Source organism: Flavobacterium sp. (genome assembly GCF_024305175.1).
GTDB lineage: Bacteria > Bacteroidota > Bacteroidia > Flavobacteriales > Flavobacteriaceae > Flavobacterium.
In genome coordinates this window covers 1-25,547 of record NZ_JAMWYY010000043.1, presented here as the reverse complement: position 1 = coordinate 25,547, position 25,547 = coordinate 1, and the positions used below count along the sequence as shown (strand labels likewise).

The 25,547-nt window shown below is 42.2% G+C and carries 19 protein-coding genes; 16 read left to right on the top strand and 3 right to left on the bottom strand.

Annotated features, from left to right (window positions below; all coding sequences use genetic code 11):
- Nucleotides 1–183: 183 nt before the first annotated feature.
- The 12 genes from Q0K96_RS10760 (at nucleotide 184) to Q0K96_RS10705 (ending at nucleotide 17,560) form a co-directional block, all read left to right on the top strand.
- Complete coding sequence (locus Q0K96_RS10760; protein WP_297333997.1) at nucleotides 184–1,725, top strand: MFS transporter; 1,542 nt, start codon at nucleotides 184–186, stop codon at nucleotides 1,723–1,725.
- Nucleotides 1,726–1,732: 7 nt separating this feature from the next.
- Entirely contained in the window at nucleotides 1,733–2,389 is a 657-nt protein-coding gene (gene pgmB, locus Q0K96_RS10755; protein ID WP_297333996.1) for a beta-phosphoglucomutase, read from the top strand.
- A gap of 1 nt (nucleotide 2,390) precedes the next feature.
- Entirely contained in the window at nucleotides 2,391–4,700 is a 2,310-nt protein-coding gene (locus Q0K96_RS10750; protein WP_297333995.1) for a glycoside hydrolase family 65 protein, read from the top strand.
- Nucleotides 4,701–4,783: 83 nt separating this feature from the next.
- Nucleotides 4,784–6,619 carry a glycoside hydrolase family 13 protein gene (locus tag Q0K96_RS10745; RefSeq protein WP_297333994.1) on the top strand — a complete coding sequence of 612 codons (1,836 nt, stop codon included), beginning with the start codon at nucleotides 4,784–4,786 and terminating at the stop codon, nucleotides 6,617–6,619.
- A 1-nt stretch (nucleotide 6,620) separates the two neighbouring features.
- On the top strand, nucleotides 6,621–8,954 hold the full coding sequence (locus Q0K96_RS10740; RefSeq protein WP_297333993.1) for a TIM-barrel domain-containing protein: 2,334 nt from the start codon (nucleotides 6,621–6,623) through the stop codon (nucleotides 8,952–8,954).
- Nucleotides 8,951–10,603: an alpha-amylase family glycosyl hydrolase gene (locus tag Q0K96_RS10735; RefSeq protein ID WP_297333992.1), complete on the top strand. Its 1,653-nt coding sequence runs from the start codon at nucleotides 8,951–8,953 to the stop codon at nucleotides 10,601–10,603. Before Q0K96_RS10740 ends, Q0K96_RS10735 begins: the two co-directional genes overlap by 4 nt.
- 15 nt (nucleotides 10,604–10,618) lie before the next feature.
- Entirely contained in the window at nucleotides 10,619–12,061 is a 1,443-nt protein-coding gene (locus Q0K96_RS10730) for an alpha-amylase family glycosyl hydrolase (protein WP_297333991.1), read from the top strand.
- Between the two features lie 82 nt (nucleotides 12,062–12,143).
- Nucleotides 12,144–13,298: a T9SS type A sorting domain-containing protein gene (locus Q0K96_RS10725; RefSeq protein ID WP_297333990.1), complete on the top strand. Its 1,155-nt coding sequence runs from the start codon at nucleotides 12,144–12,146 to the stop codon at nucleotides 13,296–13,298.
- A 92-nt stretch (nucleotides 13,299–13,390) separates the two neighbouring features.
- Entirely contained in the window at nucleotides 13,391–14,077 is a 687-nt protein-coding gene (locus Q0K96_RS10720; protein WP_297333989.1) for a glycerophosphodiester phosphodiesterase family protein, read from the top strand.
- Nucleotides 14,074–15,297, top strand: coding sequence for an NAD(P)/FAD-dependent oxidoreductase (locus Q0K96_RS10715; protein WP_297333988.1), 1,224 nt, complete (start codon nucleotides 14,074–14,076; stop codon nucleotides 15,295–15,297). The genes Q0K96_RS10720 and Q0K96_RS10715 overlap by 4 nt, the downstream gene beginning before the upstream one ends.
- A 62-nt stretch (nucleotides 15,298–15,359) precedes the next feature.
- Nucleotides 15,360–16,964 (top strand): T9SS type A sorting domain-containing protein, encoded by a 1,605-nt coding sequence (locus tag Q0K96_RS10710; protein WP_297333987.1) that lies wholly within the window; start codon nucleotides 15,360–15,362, stop codon nucleotides 16,962–16,964.
- 11 nt (nucleotides 16,965–16,975) lie between these two features.
- Nucleotides 16,976–17,560 carry a hypothetical protein gene (locus Q0K96_RS10705; protein ID WP_297333986.1) on the top strand — a complete coding sequence of 195 codons (585 nt, stop codon included), beginning with the start codon at nucleotides 16,976–16,978 and terminating at the stop codon, nucleotides 17,558–17,560.
- Between the two features lie 60 nt (nucleotides 17,561–17,620).
- Here Q0K96_RS10705 and Q0K96_RS10700 read toward each other — a convergent pair whose 3' ends face one another.
- Nucleotides 17,621–18,097, bottom strand: a complete 477-nt coding sequence (locus Q0K96_RS10700) for a TspO/MBR family protein (protein WP_297333985.1) — start codon at nucleotides 18,095–18,097, stop codon at nucleotides 17,621–17,623.
- 79 nt (nucleotides 18,098–18,176) lie between these two features.
- Here Q0K96_RS10700 and Q0K96_RS10695 point away from each other — a divergent pair, with 79 nt between their 5' ends.
- The 4 genes from Q0K96_RS10695 (at nucleotide 18,177) to Q0K96_RS10680 (ending at nucleotide 22,251) form a co-directional block, all read left to right on the top strand.
- Nucleotides 18,177–19,256 (top strand): diphosphomevalonate decarboxylase, encoded by a 1,080-nt coding sequence (locus Q0K96_RS10695; protein WP_297333984.1) that lies wholly within the window; start codon nucleotides 18,177–18,179, stop codon nucleotides 19,254–19,256.
- 47 nt (nucleotides 19,257–19,303) lie between these two features.
- Nucleotides 19,304–20,242, top strand: coding sequence for a mevalonate kinase (locus Q0K96_RS10690; protein WP_297333983.1), 939 nt, complete (start codon nucleotides 19,304–19,306; stop codon nucleotides 20,240–20,242).
- Between the two features lie 144 nt (nucleotides 20,243–20,386).
- On the top strand, nucleotides 20,387–21,307 hold the full coding sequence (locus tag Q0K96_RS10685; protein ID WP_297333982.1) for a geranylgeranylglycerol-phosphate geranylgeranyltransferase: 921 nt from the start codon (nucleotides 20,387–20,389) through the stop codon (nucleotides 21,305–21,307).
- 29 nt (nucleotides 21,308–21,336) lie between these two features.
- Nucleotides 21,337–22,251 carry a pseudouridine synthase gene (locus Q0K96_RS10680; RefSeq protein ID WP_297333981.1) on the top strand — a complete coding sequence of 305 codons (915 nt, stop codon included), beginning with the start codon at nucleotides 21,337–21,339 and terminating at the stop codon, nucleotides 22,249–22,251.
- Between the two features lie 45 nt (nucleotides 22,252–22,296).
- Here Q0K96_RS10680 and Q0K96_RS10675 read toward each other — a convergent pair whose 3' ends face one another.
- Together Q0K96_RS10675 and Q0K96_RS10670 are read right to left on the bottom strand one after the other, a co-directional pair.
- Complete coding sequence (locus Q0K96_RS10675) at nucleotides 22,297–24,459, bottom strand: M3 family metallopeptidase (protein ID WP_297333980.1); 2,163 nt, start codon at nucleotides 24,457–24,459, stop codon at nucleotides 22,297–22,299.
- Between the two features lie 103 nt (nucleotides 24,460–24,562).
- Nucleotides 24,563–25,468: a NifU family protein gene (locus Q0K96_RS10670; protein ID WP_297333979.1), complete on the bottom strand. Its 906-nt coding sequence runs from the start codon at nucleotides 25,466–25,468 to the stop codon at nucleotides 24,563–24,565.
- Between the last annotated feature and the right edge of the window lie 79 nt (nucleotides 25,469–25,547).

Below are 25,547 nucleotides of genomic sequence, written 5' to 3'. Positions count from 1 at the left end.
TTTTCACAATAATAAAAATTTAATTCCGGCTTTTGGGCCGGATTTTTTTTATATCAAAAAGTTTTTCGGATTAAAAAACTTCTATATTTGTAATGATTATCAAAGCTTATAATTTCACTTCGCACAATAGGTTTTGATAAGCAGTAACGCGCTTATCGTAGTATAAATATATAAATTACGATAATGGAAAAGCGTAAATTAGGTTTCTGGGAAATCTGGAACATGAGTTTTGGTTTCCTGGGAATACAGTTTGGTTTTGCCCTGCAAAATGCCAATACTTCCCGTATTTTTGATACCCTTGGGGCCGAAGTAGATAAAATTGGCCTATACTGGCTTGCCGCACCTTTAACCGGCCTGATAGTACAGCCTATTGTAGGTTACTTTAGCGACAGGACATGGACAAGGCTAGGGCGCAGGCGGCCTTACTTTCTGGTAGGGGCTATACTTTCGGCAATTGCACTCTTTATGATGCCTAACTCCCCAACACTTTGGATAGCCATAGGTACGCTTTGGATAATGGACTCGTCTATTAACATATCGATGGAGCCTTTCAGGGCATTTGTAGGTGATAACCTGCCCGACAGGCAACGCACACTGGGTTTTGCCATGCAAAGCTTTTTTATCGGTACGGGCGCTGTGGTGGGTTCGGCTTTGCCTTACGTCTTTACTAATTTTTTTGGTATTGAGAATACTGCCCCCGAGGGTATAGTTCCCCCGTCTGTAAAATGGTCTTTTTATGTGGGCGGTGTAACCTTTTTACTGGCAGTGTTATGGACGGTATACAAATCTAAAGAATACAGCCCGGAAGAACTGGAGGCTTTTGAGAAGGCTAAAGAGGCCGAACTGTTGCGAAAAGACAGCGGCAGGGTTGCTGTTGCAAAAATCATAACCGAAAAAAAACAACTTGTTTACGGCTTGTTCTTCGCACTAATAGGCGCTGCTGCATCATATTACGTTTATTATATTAATTCTGCAAACGGGCAAAACAAACATAAGGAACTTTACATTTTAACTTTAGGTGTTTTTGTTATCGGGTTACTGTTTGCAATAGTATCACAACTCCGCAAAAAAAATGTAAAGAACGCTTTTACCATTATTGTTACAGACTTACTTAATATGCCAAAAACCATGAAACAACTGGCATGGGTTCAGTTTTTCTCATGGTTTGCGCTTTTCTCTATGTGGATATATACTACCGCAGCGGTTACCGGGCACGTTTTCGGGACTACCGATACCACATCAAAAGTATATAACGATGCTGCCGATTGGGTGTCGGTTATGTTTACTGTTTATAATGGTGTTGCAGCTGCCGTAGCGTTCCTGCTTCCGGTAATTGCAAAACGCACCAGTAATAAATTTACCCACATGCTTTCGCTAATAGCAGGCGGTATCGGGCTTATATCCATTTACTTCCTTTCAGATAAAGCAGGGCTGCTGCTTGCAATGGTTGGAGTTGGTATAGCATGGGCAAGTATATTGTCTATTCCATACGCAATGCTTTCCGGGGCGTTGCCATCTGCCAAAATGGGGTACTACATGGGTGTGTTCAACTTTTTTGTGGTAATACCACAAATAGTGGCAGGTACTATACTGGGTTTCCTTGTTTCTGAATTTTTTGAAGGCGAGCCTGTATATGCCCTTATAGTGGGTGGCTGCTCTATGATACTGGCCGGGTTGTTAACAATGGGAGTAAACGTCCAGAAAAAAATTGATATTAAAGCATAAAAAATTAATGAAAAAGAAAGCATTTATATTCGATCTCGACGGTGTAATTGTAGATACCGCCAAATACCACTTCCTGGCATGGCAAAAGCTTGCGCAGCAGTTGGGTATCGAATTTACGCATGAACATAACGAACAGCTTAAAGGGGTTAGCCGCGTGCGCTCTTTAGATATTATACTTGGCCTTGGTAATACAGAAGCCTCTCAGGAGGATAAGGATACTTGGCTTAAACAAAAGAATGAAGAATACCTTACTTACATTAACAACATGGATGAAAGTGAGATTCTTGAAGGGGTTGTGCCGGTGCTGCAATATTTAAGGCAGAACGGGCAGCCCATAGCATTAGGCTCTGCCAGCAAAAATGCAAAGCCGATACTGGAAAAAGTAAACATACTGCATTATTTTGATGCAATAGTAGATGGTAACGATGTAAGCAATGCTAAACCCGACCCGGAGGTTTTTTTACAGGCCGCACAAAAATTAGGTATGCCTGCACAGGGTGCCGTTGTGTTTGAAGATTCTGTAGCGGGGGTGCAGGCAGCAAACATTGCCAATATGGTAAGTGTGGGCATAGGCGATAAAGCCGTGCTGCACGAAGCCCAATATAACTTTAAAGACTTTACTGAAATAGACACTACATTTTTACAAAACTTATTAAATAATTAAAATGAACCAGGATTATATAGTACCTAACAATTGGTCGATTATAGAAGAAGGGTTTGATGCAGAAAGGGTAAAATCTTCCGAAAGCCTTTTTAGTATAGGCAACGGAGCCATGGGGCAGCGTGCCAATTTTGAGGAAAGCTACTCCGGGCACACGTTTCAGGGCAGCTATATTGCAGGTATTTATTACCCAGATAAAACAAAAGTAGGCTGGTGGAAAAACGGTTATCCGCATTACTTCGCCAAAGTGCTTAACGCCCCTAACTGGATTGGGATAGATGTTACCATAAATGGTGAAGCGTTAGACCTTAATTCGGTAAAGCAGGTACGCGGCTTTAAGCGCGAGCTTAACATGAAAGAAGGCTGGTACAACCGTTCTTTCGAGGCTGTACTGCAAAACGGTACAGAGATAGCGGTAAATGTGCGCCGTTTTCTTTCTATTAATGATGATGAGCTTGGCGTTATAAAATTTGAAATAAAGCCTCTTAACGGTAATGCCGAAATACTATTTAGCCCTTACCTTGATGCAGGCGTTAAAAATGAAGATGCCAACTGGGAAGAAACATTCTGGGAACCGCTTGGTACAGAAAACAGCGGCAATAGTGCCTTTGCAAAAGCACGTACATTTAAAACACACTTTACTGTAGCAGCTTTCATGAACAACCACATATTGCTGAACGGTGAAAACCAGTCGCTGCAACCTGCTGATGTTAAGTCGGCTGAGGATAAAGTGCAGTTTTCGTATACAGTAAATGCTTCAAAAGGTGATACGGCTGCCATAGTTAAGTTTGGCGGATATACCGTATCTATGAACCACGCCGAAGACAAACTGGTACAAGCCGCACAAGATGTTATTGCCACGGCACAGGAAAAAGGCTATAATGTGTTGCTGCAGGAACAGAAGGAAGCCTGGGCACGCATATGGGAAATGGCAGATATTACTATAGAAGGCGATGTAAAAGCACAGCAGGGCATCCGCTTTAATATCTTCCAGCTTAACCAGACGTATCTTGGCAAAGACCCGAGGCTTAACATAGGTCCTAAAGGTTTTACTGGCGAAAAATATGGGGGAAGCACCTATTGGGATACCGAGGCATACTGCCTGCCGTTCTATATGGCGACAAAAGACCAGAATGTTGCCCGTAACCTGCTTACTTATCGCTACAACCAACTGGATAAAGCGATAGAAAATGCCGAAAAGCTTGGCTTTACCAACGGTGCAGCACTATACCCTATGGTTACCATGAACGGTGAGGAATGCCACAACGAGTGGGAAATTACCTTTGAGGAAATTCACCGCAACGGGGCTATTGCCTTTGCCATTTTTAACTACTACCGTTTTACGGGCGATTACAGCTACATCCCTGAAAAAGGGCTTGAGGTACTTATCGGTATTGCACGTTTCTGGCACCAAAGGGCTACATGGTCAGCAAACAAAAACAAGTATATGATACTGGGTGTTACCGGGCCAAACGAATATGAAAATAACATCAACAATAATTTCTATACCAATTACATAGCTAAGTGGTGTATAGATTATACAGTTGAGCAGATAGCAAAAACAGAGGCAGAGTATAAAGCCGACCATACCCGCATTATGCAGAAGGTTAAGCTTACTGCCGAAGAAGTAAAAGAATGGAAAAACGTTGCCGATAATATGTACTTCCCTTACTCTGAAGAGTATGGCATATACCTGCAACAGGACGGCTTCCTTGATAAAGAACTTATCCCCGTTAGCGAACTTGACCCGAGCCAGAGGCCAATCAACCAGAAATGGAGCTGGGACAGGATATTGCGCTCTTGCTACATAAAGCAGGCAGATGTATTGCAGGGCTTCTATTTCTTTGAAGACCACTTTAGCAAAACAGAGCTTGAGAAACATTTCAATTTCTATGAACCTATAACGGTACACGAGTCATCGCTTTCGCCATGTGTACACTCTATACAGGCTGCTGTATTAGGCAGGATGGAACAGGCTTATACATTTTATTTAAGGACATCGCGCCTTGACCTTGACGATTATAACAAGGAAGTGGAAGAAGGCCTGCACATAACCAGTATGGCCGGAACGTGGATGAGCATTGTAGAAGGTTTTGGGGGTATGAGGGTTAAAAACGATGCACTTCACTTTGAGCCGCGCATACCGGCACAATGGGAGGGTTACTCGTTCAAGATAAATTTCAGGAACCAGATACTTAAAGTTTCTGTGCATCCGGGAGAAACCAATTTTACACTGGAAGGCGATAAAGAGCTTACCGTATTTGTAAATGGTAAAGAAGTTAGGGTAGAACCCAACGCTTTGGTAACAGTTTAATTTTTTATAAGCCTGTAAGGCCTAATCCCCGGGCTTTGCAGGCTTTTTAATATGCTGCTTATGCGGCACACAATAACAGGTTGATGAACAAAATACTATACATATTTCTTTTTTGCTGTATGGCAGCGTGGGCACAACCCGAGCGGGTAGAACCGCCTTTCTGGTATGCCGGTATGCAGAACCCTGAGTTACAGGTTATGTTCTACGGAAAAGACATAGCAAAATATACCCCTACCGTAAGTAACGGTATCGTTATAAAAAACGTGGTTAAGACCGAAAACCCGAACTATGTTTTCATTACCATAGATACTAAAGATATTCCTGCTTCTGATTTTGTTTTCACGTTTAAAGACAAAAACAAGGCAGCATTTACACAAAAATATACACTAAGGCAAAGGAAAGAAGGTTCTGCTCTTAGAGAAGGGTTTGATTCGTCTGACCTTATATACCTTATAATGCCCGACCGCTTTGCCAATGGCAATCCTGCCAACGATAATATAAAAGGCATGGGCGATAATGCCAACCGCAACGAGCCGTTTGGCAGGCATGGCGGCGATATACAGGGTATTATCAATAACCTTGATTATATAGAACAACTGGGTGCTACAGCCCTGTGGAGCACACCGCTTTGCGAAGACAGGCACAACAGGGGTTCTTACCACGGTTATGCACAAACCGATGTGTATAAAATAGACCCGCGCTACGGCACTAACGAAGACTATTTAAGGCTCTCGCAGGAGCTAAAAAAGAGGGACATGAAACTGATACTGGATTACGTAACCAACCACTGGGGCAGCGAGCACTGGATGTATAAAGACCTGCCTACCTACGACTGGGTACACCAGTTCCCCGGCTATGCACAGAGTAATTACCGCATGACAACGCAGTTCGACCCGAATGCTTCTGATGTTGATGCTAAATACTGTATGGACGGCTGGTTTGTGAGCGATATGCCCGACCTTAACCAAAGCAACCCGCTTGTGCTTAACTACCTTACACAAAACGCAATTTGGTGGATTGAATATGCCGATTTAGACGGTTTCCGTGTCGATACCTATTCCTACAACGATAAAGAAGGGATTGCCAAATGGACAAAAGCTATTATGGACGAATACCCGCATTTTAATATAGTGGGCGAAGTTTGGATGCACGACCAGGCACAGATGGCTTATTGGCAAAAGGACAGCAAGATAGCCGCCATCCAAAGCTACAACAGCTACCTGCCAAGTGTTATGGATTTTACCCTGCACGATGCTTTGGGCGGTGTGTTTAACGAAAACAATGCAGGGTGGGATACCGGTATTCAAAAGGTGTATGACAATTTTACCAACGATTTTTTATACCCCGACATTAATAACATACTTGTTTTTGCAGAGAACCACGATACCGGCAGGTTTAACGAAATCTACAAGAACGATTTTAATAAATACAAAATGGCTATGGCGCTGCTCGCTACTGTGCGCGGTATCCCGCAAATATATTACGGTACCGAGATAGGCATGGCAGGCGATAAGGGCAAAGGCGATGGCGATATCCGCAGGGATTTTCCCGGTGGCTGGCAAGGCGATAAAAACAATGCCTTTACACAAGGCGGGCGCACTGCCGAACAGCAAAAGTGGTTTGAGTTCTCATCCAAACTATTTAACTGGAGAAAAGGTAAAGAGGTAATACATACCGGTAAAACCACCCATTACCTGCCGTATAACAATGTTTACGTTTATTTTAGGCATAACGATAAAGAAACCGTTATGGTTGCCATAAACAACAGCGATAAAGAACAGGCAATAGACACAGCCCGTTACCGCCAGAATGTGAAAGGTTATACAAAAGGCAAAAATGTAATAGAGGGGAATGTTACTGATATTACAAAGCAAATAACACTTCAGCCGAAGTCGGTAATCATATTAGAACTTCAATAGTATGAACAAGTTTCTGTACATAATAGCCCTTTTTACCACTGTTGTTGCTTCGGCACAGGGTACGCGTACCTATGTAGGTTCTGAGTTTTTTGGTGACAGGCTCGAAGTAGTAACCAGCGACGGACGTTATACCATTACACCTTATTCAGAAAATATAATACAGACGGCATTTGTTCCGCATGGCGAAAATTATAACGCCGAATCGCACGCGGTAGTAATGCAGCCGCAAAAGGTAAAGGCTAAATTTAAAGATAAAAAAGGCAGGCTTACTTACACAACCGACGGCATATCGGTAACGATAGATAAAAACCCGTTCAGGGTTAGCTATCATTACAACAACAAGCTACTGCTGGCAGAGCAGCCCGGCTATACCCAAACCGACAGTACCGAAACCATTGGTTTTGCCATAAGTGCTGATGAAGCACTATATGGCGGCGGTGCCCGTGCACTGGGAATGAACCGCAGGGGTAACAGGTTGCAGTTGTATAACAGGGCGCATTATGGCTACGGCGACAGGTCTGAGCTGCTGAATTTTACTATGCCGCTGGTGCTTTCCTCTAAAATTTATGCAGTGCATTTTGACAATGCAGCCATAGGCTGGCTCGACCTTGACAGCAGGAAAAACAATACCCTTGCTTATGAAACCATAAGCGGAAGAAAAGTATATCAGGTTATTGCAGCACCTGACTGGTATAAACTTACCGAGAGCTACACACAGCTTACCGGAAGGCAGCCTATGCCGCCACGCTGGACGTTTGGCAACTTTGCCAGCCGTTTTGGTTACCATACCGAAAAGGAAGTAAGGAATGTAGTGCGCAAATTTCGTGAGGAAGAAATTCCGCTTGATGCGGTAGTGTTAGACCTTTACTGGTTTGGTGCCGACATAAAAGGCACTATGGGTAACCTGGAGTTTTTAAAAGACAGTTTCCCCGAGCCTGAAAAAATGATTGCCGACCTTAAAAAGGATAACGTAAAAGCTGTTTTAATTACAGAACCTTTTATACTTACAACCAGTAAACGCTGGCAGGAAGCTGCAGATAAAAACATTTTGGCAACAGATGCGAACGGTAACCCTTATACCTATGAGTTCTATTTTGGTAACACGGGGATTATTGACCTTTGGAAACCCGAAGCACGAACCTGGTTCTGGAACATTTACAAGCGATATATAAATGCAGGTGTTGCAGGCTGGTGGGGCGATCTTGGCGAACCGGAAGTGCACCCGTCTTACGTGCAGCACGCCGGTGGGCGCTCTGCCGATGAGGTACATAACATTTACGGGCACGAATGGGCAAAACTGGTTTATGAAGGCTACAGGAAAGACTTTTCAGGGCAGCGGCCTTTTATCCTGATGCGTGCCGGATACTCCGGTTCACAGCGATTCGGTATGATACCGTGGAGTGGCGATGTGGGCCGTAGCTGGGGCGGTTTGCAGTCGCAGCCCGAAATTGCCATGCAAATGGGCATGCAGGGCGTTAGCTACATGCACAGCGATTTAGGCGGTTTTGCCGGAGATAACATAGATGATGAATTATATGTGCGCTGGTTGCAGTATGGCGTGTTTCAGCCGGTGTTCAGGCCGCACGCGCAGGAGGCTGTACCTGCCGAACCTGTATTCCGTAAGGATGAGGTAAAGGCATTAGCCAAAAAAGCGATTGAGCTTCGTTACGAAATGCTGCCATATAATTATACGCTTGCCTACTTAAATGCCAAAAGCGGTTATCCGCTAATGCGCCCGTTGTTTTTTGAAGAACCGGGCAATGCGCAGCTTTACAATATTTCGGATGAATACCTGTGGGGTAAAGACATACTTGTGGCTCCTGTTTTACAGCAGGGCGCCAAAGAACGCACTGTTTATTTCCCGAAAGCCAGCAGATGGTTCAGCGGAAGGAAGGTTTATGAAGGCGGCACTACCGCAACTGTACAGTTAGAAGAAGATAACATTCCATACTTCTACAGGGGAGGGGCTTTTATAGTGGAGTCGGCAGAAGACCTGCAATCTACAGAAGATTATACTTCAGAAAAACTCAATATAAATTTTTATGTAGATCCTGCAGTTACGGCTTCAGAAGGTATTTTTTACCATGATGACGGCAAGACCCCGAATGCCTATGAAGAAGGCAAATATGAAATACTGGAGTTTAAAAGCGAGACAAAGGGCAAAGAAGTTACCATTACCGTAACATCTAAGCCGGGTAAAAATAACACGCCGGTAAACAGGAGGCTTACGTTTTTTATCAACGAAAATGCAAACGGCATGTATTTGTCGAAGTCCAAACCACTCGAAATAAAAAGTGGTGAGGTTAAAACATTTAAATATACCATTCAGCAATGAGGAGAATACTACTACCTGCCCTTGCGGCAGTAACCCTATTATCGGGTTGTGCTACCCAAAAGCAACAGGCAAAAAACGATGCGCCTTTTGTTTGGGAAGGTGCCAATATGTACTTTTTGCTGACGGACCGCTTTAATAACGGTGATACGGCTAACGACCTGAACTATAACCGTACTAAAGAAGCAGGTACACTGCGCGGTTTTGAAGGCGGCGATATAAAAGGCATCACACAAAAAATAAAAGATGGCTATTTTGAGGATTTGGGCATTAACGCCATCTGGTTTACGCCTGTTGTAGAGCAGATACACGGTGCAACTGATGAGGGTACTGGTGTCAGTTACGGTTTTCATGGCTACTGGGCGAAAGACTGGACCCGTTTAGATGCTAATTTTGGTACTGAAAAAGACCTTTCCGAACTTATAGAAACCGCACATGCCAACGGAATACGTATAGTGCTTGATGGTGTTATAAACCATACAGGACCGGTTACCGACGCTGATGCCGTTTGGCCTGATGGCTGGGTACGCACTGAACCACAGTGCCAGTATAATAATTATGAAAACACCACCGCCTGCACCCTCGTTAAGAACCTGCCCGATGTAAGGACAGAAAGTAACGAGGCGGTAGAGCTGCCGCGCGCCCTTGTAAACAAATGGAAGGCAGAAGGGCGTTATGAGCAGGAAATAAAAGAGCTTGATGTTTTTTTTGCCCGCACCGGCTACCCGCGTGCTCCAAAATATTATATTATAAAATGGCTTACCGACTACATTCGTGATTATGGTGCTGATGGCTACCGTGCCGATACTGTAAAGCACCTTGGCGAAGACGTGTGGGCCGATTTTGCCAAAGAGTGTGATGCTGCTTTTGCCGAATGGAAAAAGAACAATCCCGGCAAGGTGCTGGATGATAACAGTTTTTTTACGGTAGGCGAGGTGTACAACTACGGTATATCGTCAGGACAGCAGTTTGATTTTGGAGATAAGAAGGTCAATTACTATCAAAATGGCTTTGATGCGCTCATCAACTTCGAAATGAAGTATGATGCCAACAAACCCTATGAAGAGCTTTTCACTAAATACTCTGGCATACTGAACAGCAGCCTTAAAGGTTATACTGTTCTCAACTACCTGGCTTCGCATGATGATGGCGGACCGTTTGATAAAAAACGCGAGAAAACTTATAAATCAGCTAATATACTGCTGCTTACTCCGGGTATATCGCAGGTATATTATGGCGACGAAACTGCCCGCCCGCTTGACATTCCCGGTGCGGTTGGCGATGCTACTCTGCGTTCGTTCATGAACTGGGATGATATTAAAAATAATGATGAGACAAAAGCCCTTCTTGCCCACTGGCAAAAGCTGGGGCAGTTCAGGCGCAACCACCCTGCGGTTGGTGCGGGTACCCACGAAATGATTGCTAACACGCCATACAGCTTTAAAAGGGCTTACACAAACGGTGCCTACACTGATGTGGTTGTGGTAGGGTTAAACCTTGCCGAAGGCAAAAAGACCATTGCAACAGGCAGCGCCTTTGCAGACGGTGTTAAAGTGCGCGATGCTTACTCAGGTGAAACGGCAACAGCCGAAGGCGGCAAAGTAACTTTTGATACGCCTTATACCTTACTGTTATTAGAAAAAGTGCAATAACCATAAAGAAAAGACATGAAAAAAACAATTCTGTTCGGTTTAATGCTTGCGGTTGCTTTTACAGGCTGCAAGGATAAAAAAGAAGATGAAAACGCTGCAACTGAAACGGCACAGGCAGAGGCTATTGCCCCTGTTAGCAAGGCCATGATGGAGAACAGCGTAATTTATGAGGCCAACATACGCCAGTATTCGCCTGAAGGTACGCTTAACGCTTTTACCAAAGATATTCCGCAGCTAAAGGAACTTGGTGTGAAGGTAATATGGCTTATGCCGGTTTACCCAGTATCTATGAAAAACAGGAAGGCAACGGGAGATTTGTCGGTTGAAGATATTAAAGACCCGAAAGAGCGTGAAAAGTACCTGGGCAGCTACTATGCTATTTCTGACTATACGGCTATAAACCCGGATATGGGTACTTATGAAGATTTTGATAACCTGGTAAAAACAGCCCATGAAAACGGTATGTATGTAATACTGGACTGGGTTGCCAACCACACCGGATGGGACCACAAATGGATTACCGAGCACCCGGAGTATTACTACAAAAACAAAAAAGGCGAAGTTACAGATCCGCTTAACCCGGAAACAGGTGAGAGCTGGGGCTGGACAGATGTTGCGCACCTTGATTACAGCAGCAAGGCGCTTTATGAGCCGATGAAGGATGAAATGCTATTCTGGGTAAAAGAGCATAACATAGACGGTTTCCGTTGTGACGTGGCTGATAATGTGCCTACTGAATTTTGGGAATTTGCCGTGCCAAAGCTGGAGGAGGTTAAGCCTTTGTTTATGCTTATGGAAAGTAATAAGCCTTACCTGTTCAATGATATTTTTGATATGGGCTACGGCTGGGATTTGCACCATATAATGAATGATATCGCAAAAGGCACTAAAACCGTTAAGGACATAGATGCTTATATGGCTAAAAAAGACACTATGTATGACAAGAGCGATATATTCATGAACTTTGTTACCAACCACGATGAGAATTCATGGAACGGCAGTGAGTTTGAGCGTATGGGCAATGGTGTAGAGGCTTTTGCAGCTTTAACCTATACTGTTCCGGGTATGCCGCTTATATATACCGGGCAGGAGTATGACCTTGACCGCAGGCTGAAGTTCTTCGAGAAGGACAGCATCTCTAAAGTGAAGAAAAAAATGTATCCTGTCTATGAAAAGCTTGGCGCACTTAAAAACAGCAGCGCGGCGCTTAACGGCGGTAAAGACCCGGCATCATATAAGCGTATAAAAACATCTGACGATGTCAGCATTCTCGCTTTTGAAAGGGAAAAAGACGGTAAAAAGGTGTGGTATATTGCCAACCTTTCCAAGTCGCCTAAAACCTTTACATTACCTGTAGAGGGCACATTTACCGATTATATGACAGGTAAGAAGTTAACATTAACAAAAGGCCAGAAACACCAGTTTAATGCCTGGCAGTACTATGTGCTGACGCAGTAACGATATTACCCCATGCTTTATTGGCATGGGGTATTTTTTAAACTTTAATCAAATTTATTATTAACCAATTCCTTTTAATTTTATGAAGAGAAAATTACTCTTTTTGGTGGCTATGCTTGCCTGCGCTACTACATCGTTTGCGCAATTTGACAACATTGGCCTTTTAGGTGGTTCTACAGTAACAGGCTGGACGTCTGATACTGATATGGTAACCACCGATGGTGTTGTTTACACATTGGAAAATGTGGTGATTGTTAACCCCGAATCTGACGGTGGTGTTAAGTTCAGGAAGGATGATATGTGGACGGTTAACTGGGGCGGTACAGGGTTTCCTGCAGGAACAGCTTCGCTTAACGGCGCAAATATCCCAACTGTTAACGGTACTTATAATGTAACATTTAACCTTAGCACACTTCAGTACAGCTTTGAGGCAATCGGTTTTGACGAAATAAGCCTTGTAATAGAAGGTACTGATGTGAGCATGTTTACCGCCGATGGTGTTGTTTACTCGGTAAATAATGTTGAGCTTGAAGCCGGGGATTATGCTTTTGCCGTAAACGGCAGCACTACAGGCTGGGGCGGTTCTGGCTTTCCTACAGGTACAGCTACAGAGGGTACTACTATACCGGTACCTGCTAACCGTTACAACATTACCTTTAACAATGACACTAAGCAATATATGTTCAATTTTGTGAACATCAGCCTTATTGGTGATGGAGTGGTTACAGAAGACCCGGTGTGGGTTACCGATGTATATCTTTCTACTACAGATGGTATAAACTACATTTTAGAAGACTTTACATTCCCCGGAGGCGAAGGTAAATTCAGGCTTAACGGCGACTGGAACCCCGGCTGGGGCAGCACTGATTTCCCTTCAGGTGTAGGTTCAACTGCGGGCGATGCTCCAAATATCCCTATTGCAGCCGGTACTTATGATGTAACCTTCAACAGGTTAACAGGCGACTATAACTTCGCCGCTTCTACAAACGGACTTGAGGATGTTGCTGCTACAAAAGTTGTAGCATATCCTAACCCCACAGGCAACGTTTGGAATTTTGAAGCAGCTACAGTAATCGAAAAAGCAGAGCTGACAGATATTACAGGCAAAGTAGTTTTTGCGGGTACTTTTAATGCTTCAACTGCGGTTATAGATGCTGCTGCTTTTGCTCCGGGCATTTATATGGCTAAAATTTATGCAGGTACATCGGTACAGGTAATTAAAGTTATAAAAAGATAACTTCTTCATTTTTATTAATTCACGAAGCACAGGTTAAATGCCTGTGCTTTGTTGTTTATATAAGTATCTTTGCCAAAAAAAAGGATACTATAATGGGCGTTACGCTTAAAATAGGCCACAGGGGTGCAAAGGGTCATGTCGCAGAAAACACCCTTGCTTCATTTAAAAAAGCCATAGTGATGGGAGCAGAGGCTGTTGAGTTTGATGTGCACATTTGCGCCACGGGGGAGTTGGTGGTAATACACGATTTTACGATAGACCGCACTACAAACGGTACCGGTGAAATACACAACATAAGCCTTGACGAGCTTAAAAGCTTGGCGGTGGAGGGGGAGTATACCATCCCAACACTTGATGAGGTTATGGAGCTGTTGGGGCCAGATTTTATTATGAATATAGAAATGAAGGGCAGGCATACGGCACAGCCACTGGCAGCTTTATTACAACGATATGTTGCAGAGAAAGGTTATAGATATGAGAATATAATTGTATCCAGCTTTCAGTATGAAGAGCTTAAGATGATGAGCACCCTCAACCCTGATGTACACCTCGGGGTGCTTACACAGGCGAGCGTTGCCCAGGCATGGGATTGGGCTACAGAGTTCAATGCAAAGGCACTGCACCCGCATTTTTCTTTATTGACAGAAACTAATGTGGAGCGTGCCAGGGAAGCAGGTTTTAAAATCAATACCTGGACGGTTAATGAACCCGATGATATTGTAAGGATGAAAATGTATGGTGTTGACGGAATAATATCTGATTATCCCGAAAGGTTATGAACAACAGGAAGTTTGATGTGATTGTGGCCGGTGGAGGTGCAGCAGGTTTTTTTACAGCTATAAATATTGCTGAGTTAAAACCCGGTACCAAAGTTGCCATTTTAGAGCGTGGTAAAGAAGTGCTTGGCAAAGTGCGTATATCGGGTGGCGGGCGTTGCAATGTAACCCATGCCTGCTTTGTGCCGGATGATTTGGTTAAGTATTATCCGAGAGGCGAAAAAGAACTCAAAGGGCCATTCAACCACTTTTGCAGCGGCGACACTATAGAATGGTTTGCCAAACATGATGTAGAACTGAAAATTGAAGAAGACGGGCGCATGTTCCCGATAACCGACAACTCGCAAACCATTGTAGATTGTTTCATTAAAGCAGCTAAAAAATCAGGTGTTGAGGTAATAACGGGGCAAAGCCTGCAAAGCATCATAAAAACAACTAATGCTTGGGAGATAAATACCTCAGGAGACAAATATGTTGCAGCACATTTGGTAATGGCTACCGGAAGTAACCCGAAAGTGTGGGAAATGATACAGGGGCTTGGCCATACAATAGTGCCGCCTGTGCCATCTTTATTTACATTCAATATAAAAGATAGCCGAATAAAGAACTTAATGGGTGTCTCCGCAATGGCATCCGTAAAAGTAAAAGGGTTAAAGCTGGAGGCATCAGGCCCTTTGCTTATAACGCACTGGGGCATGAGTGGCCCCGGCATACTACGCCTTTCTGCGTGGGGTGCAAGAGAACTTGCTGCGAAAAACTATCAGTTTACTTTGCTGGTTAACTGGCTTAATGAAACCGATACAGATGATTGCCTTGAGCAACTAAAGCAACTAAAACAGGAGCACGCAAAAAAGCAGCTGGGTAAAAAATCGCCTTTTGATTTCCCGAACCGGCTTTGGGAAAGCCTTGTTGCTGCCTCAGGTATATCTGCAGATATGCGTTGGGCCGATGTTAACGCCAACCAATTACAAAGCCTTGCCTTACAGCTTACCAATGCTGAATTTTCTGTAAACGGCAAAAGCACGTTTAAGGAAGAGTTTGTAACGGCGGGCGGTGTAGAACTAAAAGAGGTTAACTTTAAAACTATGGAGAGCAAAATTGCCGAAAACCTTTATTTTGCAGGAGAGATTTTAAATATTGATGCTATAACAGGAGGATTTAATTTCCAGAATGCATGGACGGGTGGCTTTCTGGCTGCCGAGGCAATTGTAGGAAAATTTTAATATTTTAACGCAACCATTTTTATTGTTATACATCTTTTTCATAAAACATGCAATCAACATTTATGAAAAAGATTATTTTAACATGTGCTTTTGCACTTTTCTGTTTGTCTAAGTCAAACAGCCAGTCCTATCAAAAGGCTTACGGTGCAACGAACCCTAACCAGCAGGAGTTGTACGATTTATTTACGGATAGCGAGGGTAACATTTTTACATCCGGAACTTTCAGAAATCTTTCTGTTTTTGAACAAGACAATTACTACGGTAGTGTTTCCAGGATTGATCCTGAAGGGAACACAATCTGGCATAAAGCTTATCTGCCGGAAGAATATGAGGCACTGGACAGTTTTTTTATAAACTCTGTCTATGCAGATAATAACGGCTCGCTTTACTGCTTTGGTGTTTTTCTGGATGCTCAGGTCGATTCGGGTTATTATATCATGAAACTTGATGCTGACGGAGAGGTAATATGGTCAAAATTTATTAGCGACGGTTATGCAGATTTAATTACCGATACAGTTTATACAAGCGAAGCGATATATCTTATTTATACAAACAGAATTGTAAAGATGAACTTTTTGGGAGAGGTTGTTAACGTCGTAAATATTAATTTAGGCTTTGAAGTAGCCCTGCGTAAAGCTATTGTAACAAGCTCAGGAAATTTAGTTATTACGGGAGAGCTGTACTTAAATAACAACTGGAATACCCCTGTTATTATATTTGACTCTAACCTTAATTTAATAAACGGATATTTATATTATCGAGATGAGAATGGAGCGACATACGGAACTGCATTGTGTGAAGCTGCTGATGATGAGTTTATAATAGGGTTAAGTGACCGTTCTGTGTTTTCTATAAACCAGTCGGGTGAATTGCAGTGGGTAAAAACTATACTTGCCAATGAAACCGAAACTACTTTAGATGCTTTAGACTATATAAGTAATATACAACCCCTGAATGCTGAAAAAACAGAGTTTTATATTGCCATGAACGGCTCTTATTTTGATGATATTATAAACTTATTATATGTAGGCCTTGGTAATATGGATAATAACGGTAACATATCTAATTTAAAAGCTATCAAAAAAACACCTTTTGAGACAATAGATAATTACCATTCAGTAAGCGAACTTATTGTTGATTCCAATACCGGTTACTATCATTTGGCAGGAAAACTTATTGCATCTGATGGTGATGAGGTTAACCATCATTATAATTATTTGCATAAAGGGAGTCTTAGCGAGGTTAGTTGTGGTGAAGAAGCGATAACCTTTAATACCTCAAGTACAATTGAAACGCTCAATATGAGTGTGATGCCAGCCGAATTATTTATTCAGGGAACAGTACAAATAGCACCGGCAATAATTACTGTTCAAGATTTGCCGTTAGAGTATGACGAAACGTATTGCATTGATGTGTTGCTACAGTCACCTGATTTAGAGACGGATGCCGTTGCTTTATATCCTAATCCGGCAACTGATATTATTACTGTACAGGCTAATCAGGACATAAAAGAAATGATGGTATTTGATGTTTTAGGTAAAATGGTGGGGGTAACATTTAACACTGATAATACTATTAATGTTGCTCATCTTGATTCTGGCATGTATATAATAAAAGTATTAACCACCGGCAATAAAACCTTCACATTAAAATTTGTTAAACAATAAAAAACCACGCTATGAAAAATTTACTGTTAATGGCAGGTATGGCTTTACTGCTTGTTTCCTGCTCTGAAGATTCAGAATCTCCGTTAAATAATGATACGCCTTCTGATAACAAAGTGCTATTACTTAAGGTTGATTTTGAAACCAATATTTTTGAAGGAGGCAAAGAGCTTACTTTTGAAGATGCTGAAGGGTTTACCATTACCTCTGACTACAATTCGCCGGGCGATTTTGGCGACATAACCTTAATGTATGAAGAAGCTAACGATACCATTTTTGCAGGTGGTATTGTATGGGCTGGCCTTGGGCAAATGACCTACCCTGAATCGCTTGCCGATGACAACGCTTTTGCTTCTTTGCCTGATGCACTGCCAATGCCTTCTGTGCAGGATTTCGAAATTGTAGAATATGATGAGTATGCTTATTATCCTGAAGAAATTGACTATCAGTCTATATGGGCTGCTGTTGACAACCTGCAGGTTGTAAAAGAATACAGGGAGAGTAATCCTGACGCCAATATCAGGCTGTTTTTATATACTCCAAGTGTTGGGGTTGGCAACCCGGCAGAATGGGACTGGTTTATTATTATGAAAAATTAATGTTTTGTGTAGTGTTTGTGTAATAAGCTCCCTTATTTGGGGGCTTTTTTATCTATAGCGCTACCTGTTTAGCCACCAAATGCTTGCATTTAAAACCGTTGCAAACGCTACCCAGGCCAAATAAGGCACAAGCAGCCATGCTGCAAGTGTATTAACTTTTTTGAACTGCAAATAAGTTTCATAAATCATAAGCAACAGTATAATTATTTCAATGAGGGCCAGCATAGGGTTGTTCAGTCCGAAAAAAAGGTAAGACCACAAGGCATTCAGCGCGAGCTGTATCCCGAAAAAAGTAAGCCCTTTCTTTACGGTTTGTTTATCTTCATCAGCTCTTTGCCACACAAGTCCGGCAGCCACGCCCATTAGTATATAGAGCAGCGTCCATACCGGGGCAAAAACCCAGTTTGGCGGGTTAAAAACAGGTTTTTCAAGGGTGGGATACCATGTGGTTACACCTTCCCGGGTTACTTCGCCAGAAAGGTAGCCAACAGCAACGCAGGTAACCACCATTATCAGTATTTTAAGGATTCTTGGCATACTATATTATTTCTATCAAAGTTACCAAACAAAATCTTTATGTAACACCAAAAACTTATCTTTGCACAAATTTTAAGATATGCTTTCCGAAAAGGATTTTATACCTCAGGGTTATACAGGTACTGCACAAAACGGCAGTTTTAAATGGAGTGCGCCCAGCAATATCGCCCTGATAAAGTACTGGGGTAAAAAAGAGAACCAGATTCCGGCAAACCCATCTGTAAGCTTTACACTGAGCAACTGTAAAACCATTACTGAATTAAAATATGAGGAAAAGCAGGTTGGCGGGTTTTCATTCGACCTTTTTTTTGAAGGTAAACCCAAAGAAAGCTTCAGGCCAAAGATTGAAAAGTTTTTCCAGCGTACAGCCGCCTATCTTCCTTTTTTAGAAAAGTACCATTTTACGATAGATACACAAAATACTTTTCCGCACAGTTCGGGTATAGCTTCATCGGCCTCTGGCATGGCGGCACTTGCAGTAAACCTGATGAGCCTGGAACACCTGCTAAACCCTGAAATGACAGAAGAGTACTTTTATAAAAAAGCTTCTTTCCTGGCGCGCCTGGGCAGCGGTAGCGCCTGCCGTAGTATTAAAGGCAGTGCAGTTGTTTGGGGAGAGCATAAAGAAATTGAGGGAAGTTCTGATTTATTCGGGGTTTCTTTTCCTGATACACCACATGCTGATTTTGCCAACTTTCAGGACACCATATTGTTAATTGACAAAGGGGAGAAGCAGGTAAGCAGTACCGTAGGGCACGATTTAATGCATGGGCACCCATTCGCGCAGCAGCGCTTTGCACAGGCGCATGACAATCTTTCTAAGATGCGTGCGGCTTTAGTAAGCGGAGATATAGATGCTTTTATCAGCATTACAGAAAGTGAGGCACTTACGCTGCACGCCATGATGATGACATCGCACCCTTATTTTATACTCATGAAACCTAATACGCTTGAGGTAATAAACCGTATATGGGCCTACCGCGAGAGTACAAAAATACCGGTATGCTTTACGCTTGATGCAGGCGCAAACGTGCATGTGCTGTACCCTGAAAATGTGAAAGATAAAGTTTTGGAATTTATTAAGAATGAATTAGTTGCGTTGTGTCAAAACAGTCAGTACATTTGCGATGCAATTGGTGATGGGGCAGTGCAATATTAAATTTTAGTATTTGCCGTTTTTTAATTACCTTTAATAAAAATTTCCTGATGAAAGGACCATTATTTTACTCTAAAATACTGCTCTTCGGAGAGTACGGAATTATTAAAGATTCTAAGGGGCTTTCTATTCCCTACAATTTTTATAATGGCGCTTTAAAAAGAGATGGTAATACTTCTGAACAGGCTTTAAAAAGCAACGCTAACTTAAAACGCTTTGCAGGATATTTAGAGCAACTTCAGCAGGAAGAGCCCGAGCTGGTAACTTTTGACCTTGACACGCTAAAGCAGCATGTTGAGGAGGGAATGTATTTTGACTCAACCATTCCGCAGGGATATGGTGTGGGTAGCAGCGGTGCACTTGTTGCCGCTATATACGACCGTTATGCCAGCGATAAGATAACAGTGCTTGAAAACCTTACCCGCGAAAAATTACTCCAGCTAAAAACTATTTTTGGCAGGATGGAGTCATTTTTTCACGGAAAAAGTTCAGGGCTCGACCCGCTTAACAGTTACCTGAGCATACCAATTCTCATCAACTCTAAAGATAATATAGAGGCTACAGGCATACCAAGCCAGGCAACAGATGGTAAGGGTGCAGTGTTCTTGCTGGATTCTGGCATTGTAGGCGAAACTGCACCAATGGTGTCTATCTTTATGGAAAACCTTAAAGAAAAAGGTTTCCGCGATATGCTTAAAAAGCAGTTTACCAAATATACTGATGCCTGTGTGGATAACTTCCTTCACGGCGACTTTAAATCGTTATTCAGCAATACCAAAAAACTGAGCAAAGTAGTGCTAAACCACTTTAAGCCAATGATACCAGAACAGTTTCATGAGCTTTGGCAAAAGGGTATTGAAACGAATGATTACTACCTGAAGCTTTGCGGCTCCGGCGGTGGCGGTTATATTCTTGGTTTTACCGAAGACCTTGAAAGGGCTAAGAAATCGCTTGAAGGCCATAAGCTTGAAGTTGTGTACCAGTTTTAAGTAAGTTCATTTTAAAATATATACTAATAAAGTCCATTCTATGGGCTTTATTAGTATTATAAAGTATCTGCCTGCAAAAAAATGCATACAGTTCAGCAATATTTCCATACACAAAAAAGTTAATAAGCAACTATATTTTAACCAATGGCATCACGAAAATCGAGACTTACTTTAATGAAAATTTTAAGCCTGTTTTCTGTGGTGAGGGGTTACAATATTCCCATAATAGCCCTTGCGCAGTATCTGTCTGCTATTTTTATACTCGACAGGGAAAGCCGTGCACTGGATGTGATACTGGATATTAACCTTTTCCTGATAGTACTGGCATCTTCGTTAACAATAGCTTCGGGCTACATCATCAATAACTTTTACGACGCTCAGAAAGATCTAATCAATCGCCCTAAAAAATCGATGCTCGACAGGCTTGTAAGCCAGCAAACTAAATTAAATGTTTATTTCGGGCTTAACTTTTTTGTTGTCCTGCTTGCCTTTCTGGTGTCGTGGCGTGCTGTTTTCTTCTTTTCGGGTTACATATTCCTGATATGGTTCTACTCGCATAAGCTGAAAAAATATCCGGTTATAGGTAACCTTACCGCAGCCTTTCTGGCGGTGTTGCCATTCTTCGGTATATTAATGTATTTCAAAAACTTTTATGAGGTTATATTTGCGCATGCTACCTTTCTTTACCTGCTCATATTAATACGTGAACTTATAAAAGACCTTGAGAATATTCCGGGCGACCTTGCTAATGACTACCGTACCATACCGGTAATGTTTGGCGAAAAAGTTTCTAAATACATTATAACACTGCTTACCTTTTTAACTATTATTCCTGTCTACCTGCTGGTAGATGTATATGATGTCGGCTATATGGATATATACTTTTATGCAGGCATGATAGTCATTATTATCTTCCTGCTTAAATTATGGAGCGCTGCCAGCCAAAAGCAGTATTTGCAGCTCCATAACATTTTAAAAATCCTTATTGTGGCAGGTGTATTCAGCATCGTGCTGATAGAGCCTTCAGTATTAGTGCACGGCAGGAAACTTTTGTCGGTTATTTAATACTATCTTTGCAAAAATAATTTGTAATAATGGAGAATAACAGAGGCAGGGGGAACGCGTCCGGCAGGGGAGGTAATGACAAGAGGAACACAAGAGGCGGTTCCGGCCGGGACGGGCAAAAACCCTCTTACGGAAAACCCGGCAGCTTTGCCGGTAAAAAACCTTATGGCGACAAGCCGTGGCAGCTAAAGAAAGCAGAAGCTAAAAAAGCAAAAGAAGCAGCAAAGCCTGAAAGTGATGAAATAAGGCTGAATAAATATATATCAAATTCGGGGATGTGTTCGCGCAGGGATGCCGATATGTACATACAATCGGGCAATGTAAAGGTGAACGGACAGGTTGTTACCGAAATGGGCTATAAAGTAAAGCTTACCGATAAAGTTGAGTTTGATGGAGCGGTTATAAAGCCGGAAAAGAAAGAATACCTGTTGCTGAACAAGCCCAAGAACTTTACAACCGGCGGCGATGCCGAAAAAGGATTGCGCCATGTATCTGAACTGGTAAAAAATGCAAGTACGGCATCTTTAGAGCCTGTAGGCCGAATGGATAAGAACACTATGGGGCTTTTGCTTTTTACAAACGATAGCGATATGCTGCGCAAGTTTACACAGCCCAACCAGAAGTCGTTTAAAATATACCATGTGTCGCTTGACAAAAACCTTAAGTCTGAAGATTTTGAAAAGATGAGCAAGGGCGTAGAGCTTGACGGGCACAGGCTGTTTATAGATGAAATTAGCTATATAGAGAACAGCCCGAGGACTGAAATAGGCCTTAAGCTGCGCACACCGAACGTAAGGGTAGTACGCTCTATTTTTGAAAGTTTTGGCTATACTGTTGTAAAAGTTGACAGGGTATTTTTTGCAGGGCTTACCAAGAAAAACCTGCCACGGGGCAACTACAGGTTTTTAAACGAACAGGAGATAATTAACCTGAAAAACATATAAAAATAAAAACCCGCGCATGCGGGTTGTTATTTTTATATGATAATCTTACTTTTTAAATTCAGGTTTAGGTGACAGTTTTTCCACAGTATTTAAACCCCGCTTTTCCAGCAATGGTTCTATAGACGGGTCTGCACCTCTAAACTTCCTGTACATAACGGTAGGATCGCCTGTGCCGCCTTTTTCAAGAATCTGGGTGCGGAAAGCATTTGCCTTTTCGGGATTAAATAATGATGTTGATTTAAACGCCTCAAAAGCATCGGTATCTAACACGCCCGACCATATATAACTATAATAGCCTGCAGAGTAACCCCCGCTGAAAATATGGTTGTAATAGGTGCTCCTGTATCTTGGTATTATGGCATTGGTTAGCCCTATTTTATCCATAGCTGCTTTTTCAAACGGTACTACGTTTTGTGTTAGCGGCTCTGTAAGGCTGTGGTAGTTCAGGTCAAGGTAAGAGGCTGCCAGGTATTCTGTGGTAGCAAAACCCTGGTCAAAAGTTGCGGCTTTTTGCAGTTTTGCAATAAGCTCGTCTGGAATGGTTTTGCCGGTTTTATAATGTTTGGCATAGGCCTTCAGTACTTCCGGTTCGGCTGCCCAGTTCTCCATGATTTGAGAAGGTAACTCGACAAAGTCGGTATATACGCTGGTTCCTGAAAGGCTTTCATAATTTACATTACTAAGCAGTCCGTGCAGCGCATGCCCAAACTCATGGAAAAACGTTGTGGTTTCATCAAATGTTAGTAATGACGGTTTGCCAGCGGTAGGCTTAGAAAAATTACACACAATAGAGATAACGGGTGCTACGCGCTCACTATTGGTAATTTTTTGTTTGCGGTAAGAGGTCATCCAGGCACCACCTTTTTTGCTTGCCCTTGGGAAGAAATCCATATACAATATGCCCACATGCCTACCGTCATTTTCTGTTACCTCCCAAACGGTTACATCTTCATGATATTTGGGTACATCTTTAAGTTCTTTAAACTTCAGTCCGTATAATTTATTGGTAACCATAAACACGCCTTCCCTCACATTTTCCAGGCTAAAGTAAGGTTTCAGTTCCTGCTCATCAAGGCTAAACCTTTGCTGCCTTATTTTTTCGGTATAATAACGCCAGTCATAAGGCTGCACTTCATCGTTAATACCATCTTTGCGCATCAGTTCTTTTATATCGGTTTCTTCCTGCTTCGCTTTTGCCAGTGCAGGTTCCCAGAGCTGGTCTAAAAGAGTGTAAACATTTTCGGGTGTTTTAGCCATACGTTCTTCCAGCACATAGGCAGCATGGCTTTCATAGCCCAGCAATTTTGCCCTTTCAGACCTTAGGTTTACCATTTTTACCAAATTGATGCGGTTGTCATAACGGTTACCGTTATTGCCGCGCATCTGGTAGGCATTCCATATCTCTTCTCTTAGCTTGCGGTTATCAGCATACTGTAAAAAGGGCATTACGCTACTGTTGTGCAGGGTAAATACCCACTTACCTTCTTTATCGCGTGCCGTAGCTTCTTCGGCTGCGGCCTGTATCACTTCTTCGGGCAGGCCGGCAAGGTCTTCTTTATCTTTTATTACAAGGGCATATTCGTTGGTTTCTGCCAGAACATTATCGCCAAATTTTAATGACAGTACTGATAGCTCTTCGTTTATTTTCCTGAGCTTTTCTTTTTGCTCTGCGTTTAAGGCTGCACCATTACGCATAAACTCCTTATACTTTTTTTCGAGCAGCTTTGCCTGTTCAGCACTTAGGTCTAATTGCAGTTGCCTGTCCCATATTTGCTGTACACGGGCAAAAAGTTTTTCGTTAAGGTACAGGTTGTCTTTATGCTTTGCCAACTCGGGCGCCATTTCCTGTGCTATGGCCTGCATCTCTTCGTTAGTGTTCGCAGAATTGAGGTTGTAAAAAACAGTTGTTATGTTGTTAAGCAAAGTCCCCGAGTTTTCAAGAGCCACTATAGTGTTAGCAAAATTGGGCTGTTCTTTATTTTCTGCAATAGCTTTAAGCTCTTTGTCGTGCACTTTTATGGCTTCCAGCATGGCAGGCTTGTAGTGCCTATTTTCAATTTGTTCGAATGGAGGTACCTGGTAAGGTGTCTCATAGCTTGCCAGCAGCGGGTTGTATTCCCCGAAGCTTTCGGCTTTGTTCTCTTTATTGCAGGACATGGTTATGCTTCCGGTTATGGTTAGTACAATTAAATATTTATATGGTTTCATCGCATTAAAAAATTACATGAAAGTAAAGTTATCTTAAAAGCGTATATTAAGCAATATTATTATCGGATATAAATTAAAAAACCGGCTTGTGCCGGTTCTTTAGTTATGCGTTTATAGCTTCTACTTTAATTTCGTTGTCATTAAGCATGTCCTTCAGCATGTTCTCTATACCGCTTTTAAGCGTAAAGGTAGAAGAGGGGCATCCGCTGCAGGCTCCCTGAAGTATAACTTTTACGCGCTTATCTTTTTCGTCATACGATTCAAAAGCAATATTGCCGCCATCGCTTGCAACGGCAGGCTTAACATATTCTTCCAGTATATTTATTATGCGCTGAGAAGTTACATCAAGCGAATCAAAATAGGCTTCCTGCTGTTTTTCGCCCTGTGGTGTCTGCTTTATAGCCGACTCATTCAGCACCTCATTTCCTTCTTCAATATATTTTTTAATGAAAGCCCTGATCTCTGCGGTAATTTCATCCCACTCCGTTATGCCGAATTTGGTTACAGAGATGTAGTTCTCGTCTATAAAAACTTCTTTTACAAACGGGAATTTAAAAAGCTCCCTTGCCAGCGGCGATGCTGCTGTTTCGTCTATGTTCTTAAACTCGGCAGGTGTACGGGTAATCAGCTTATTGTAAACAAACTTTATAACCGATGGGTTAGGGGTAGTTTCTACATATATGGTAACCGGCAGTTTTTTCTTTGTTGCGGCATCTGCATCTTCAGTAATAATAGCGCCGCCGTTATTTACAAAGCTTTCTATCTGTTCTGCCACTTCTTCCTGCACATCAGCCCATTCTACGATGGAATACTTTTCTATACCTATAAAATTACCCGAAATATAAACTGTCTTTACAAACGGCAGGTAGAACAATTGCTTTGCCAACGGAGAATTTGTGGTATCATCAATGTTTTTAAATTCATAATTGTTTCCTTTAGCAATAAAGTTGCTAAATTCAAACTTCAGTATAGCAGGGTTTTGCGTAGGCTTTATTGAGATTTTTTCCATGATTTTAAATTTTACACAAAATTAGCATAAAAAAAAATTAATATTCAGGGTAGGGATATTGCGTATTAAGTTGTTATAT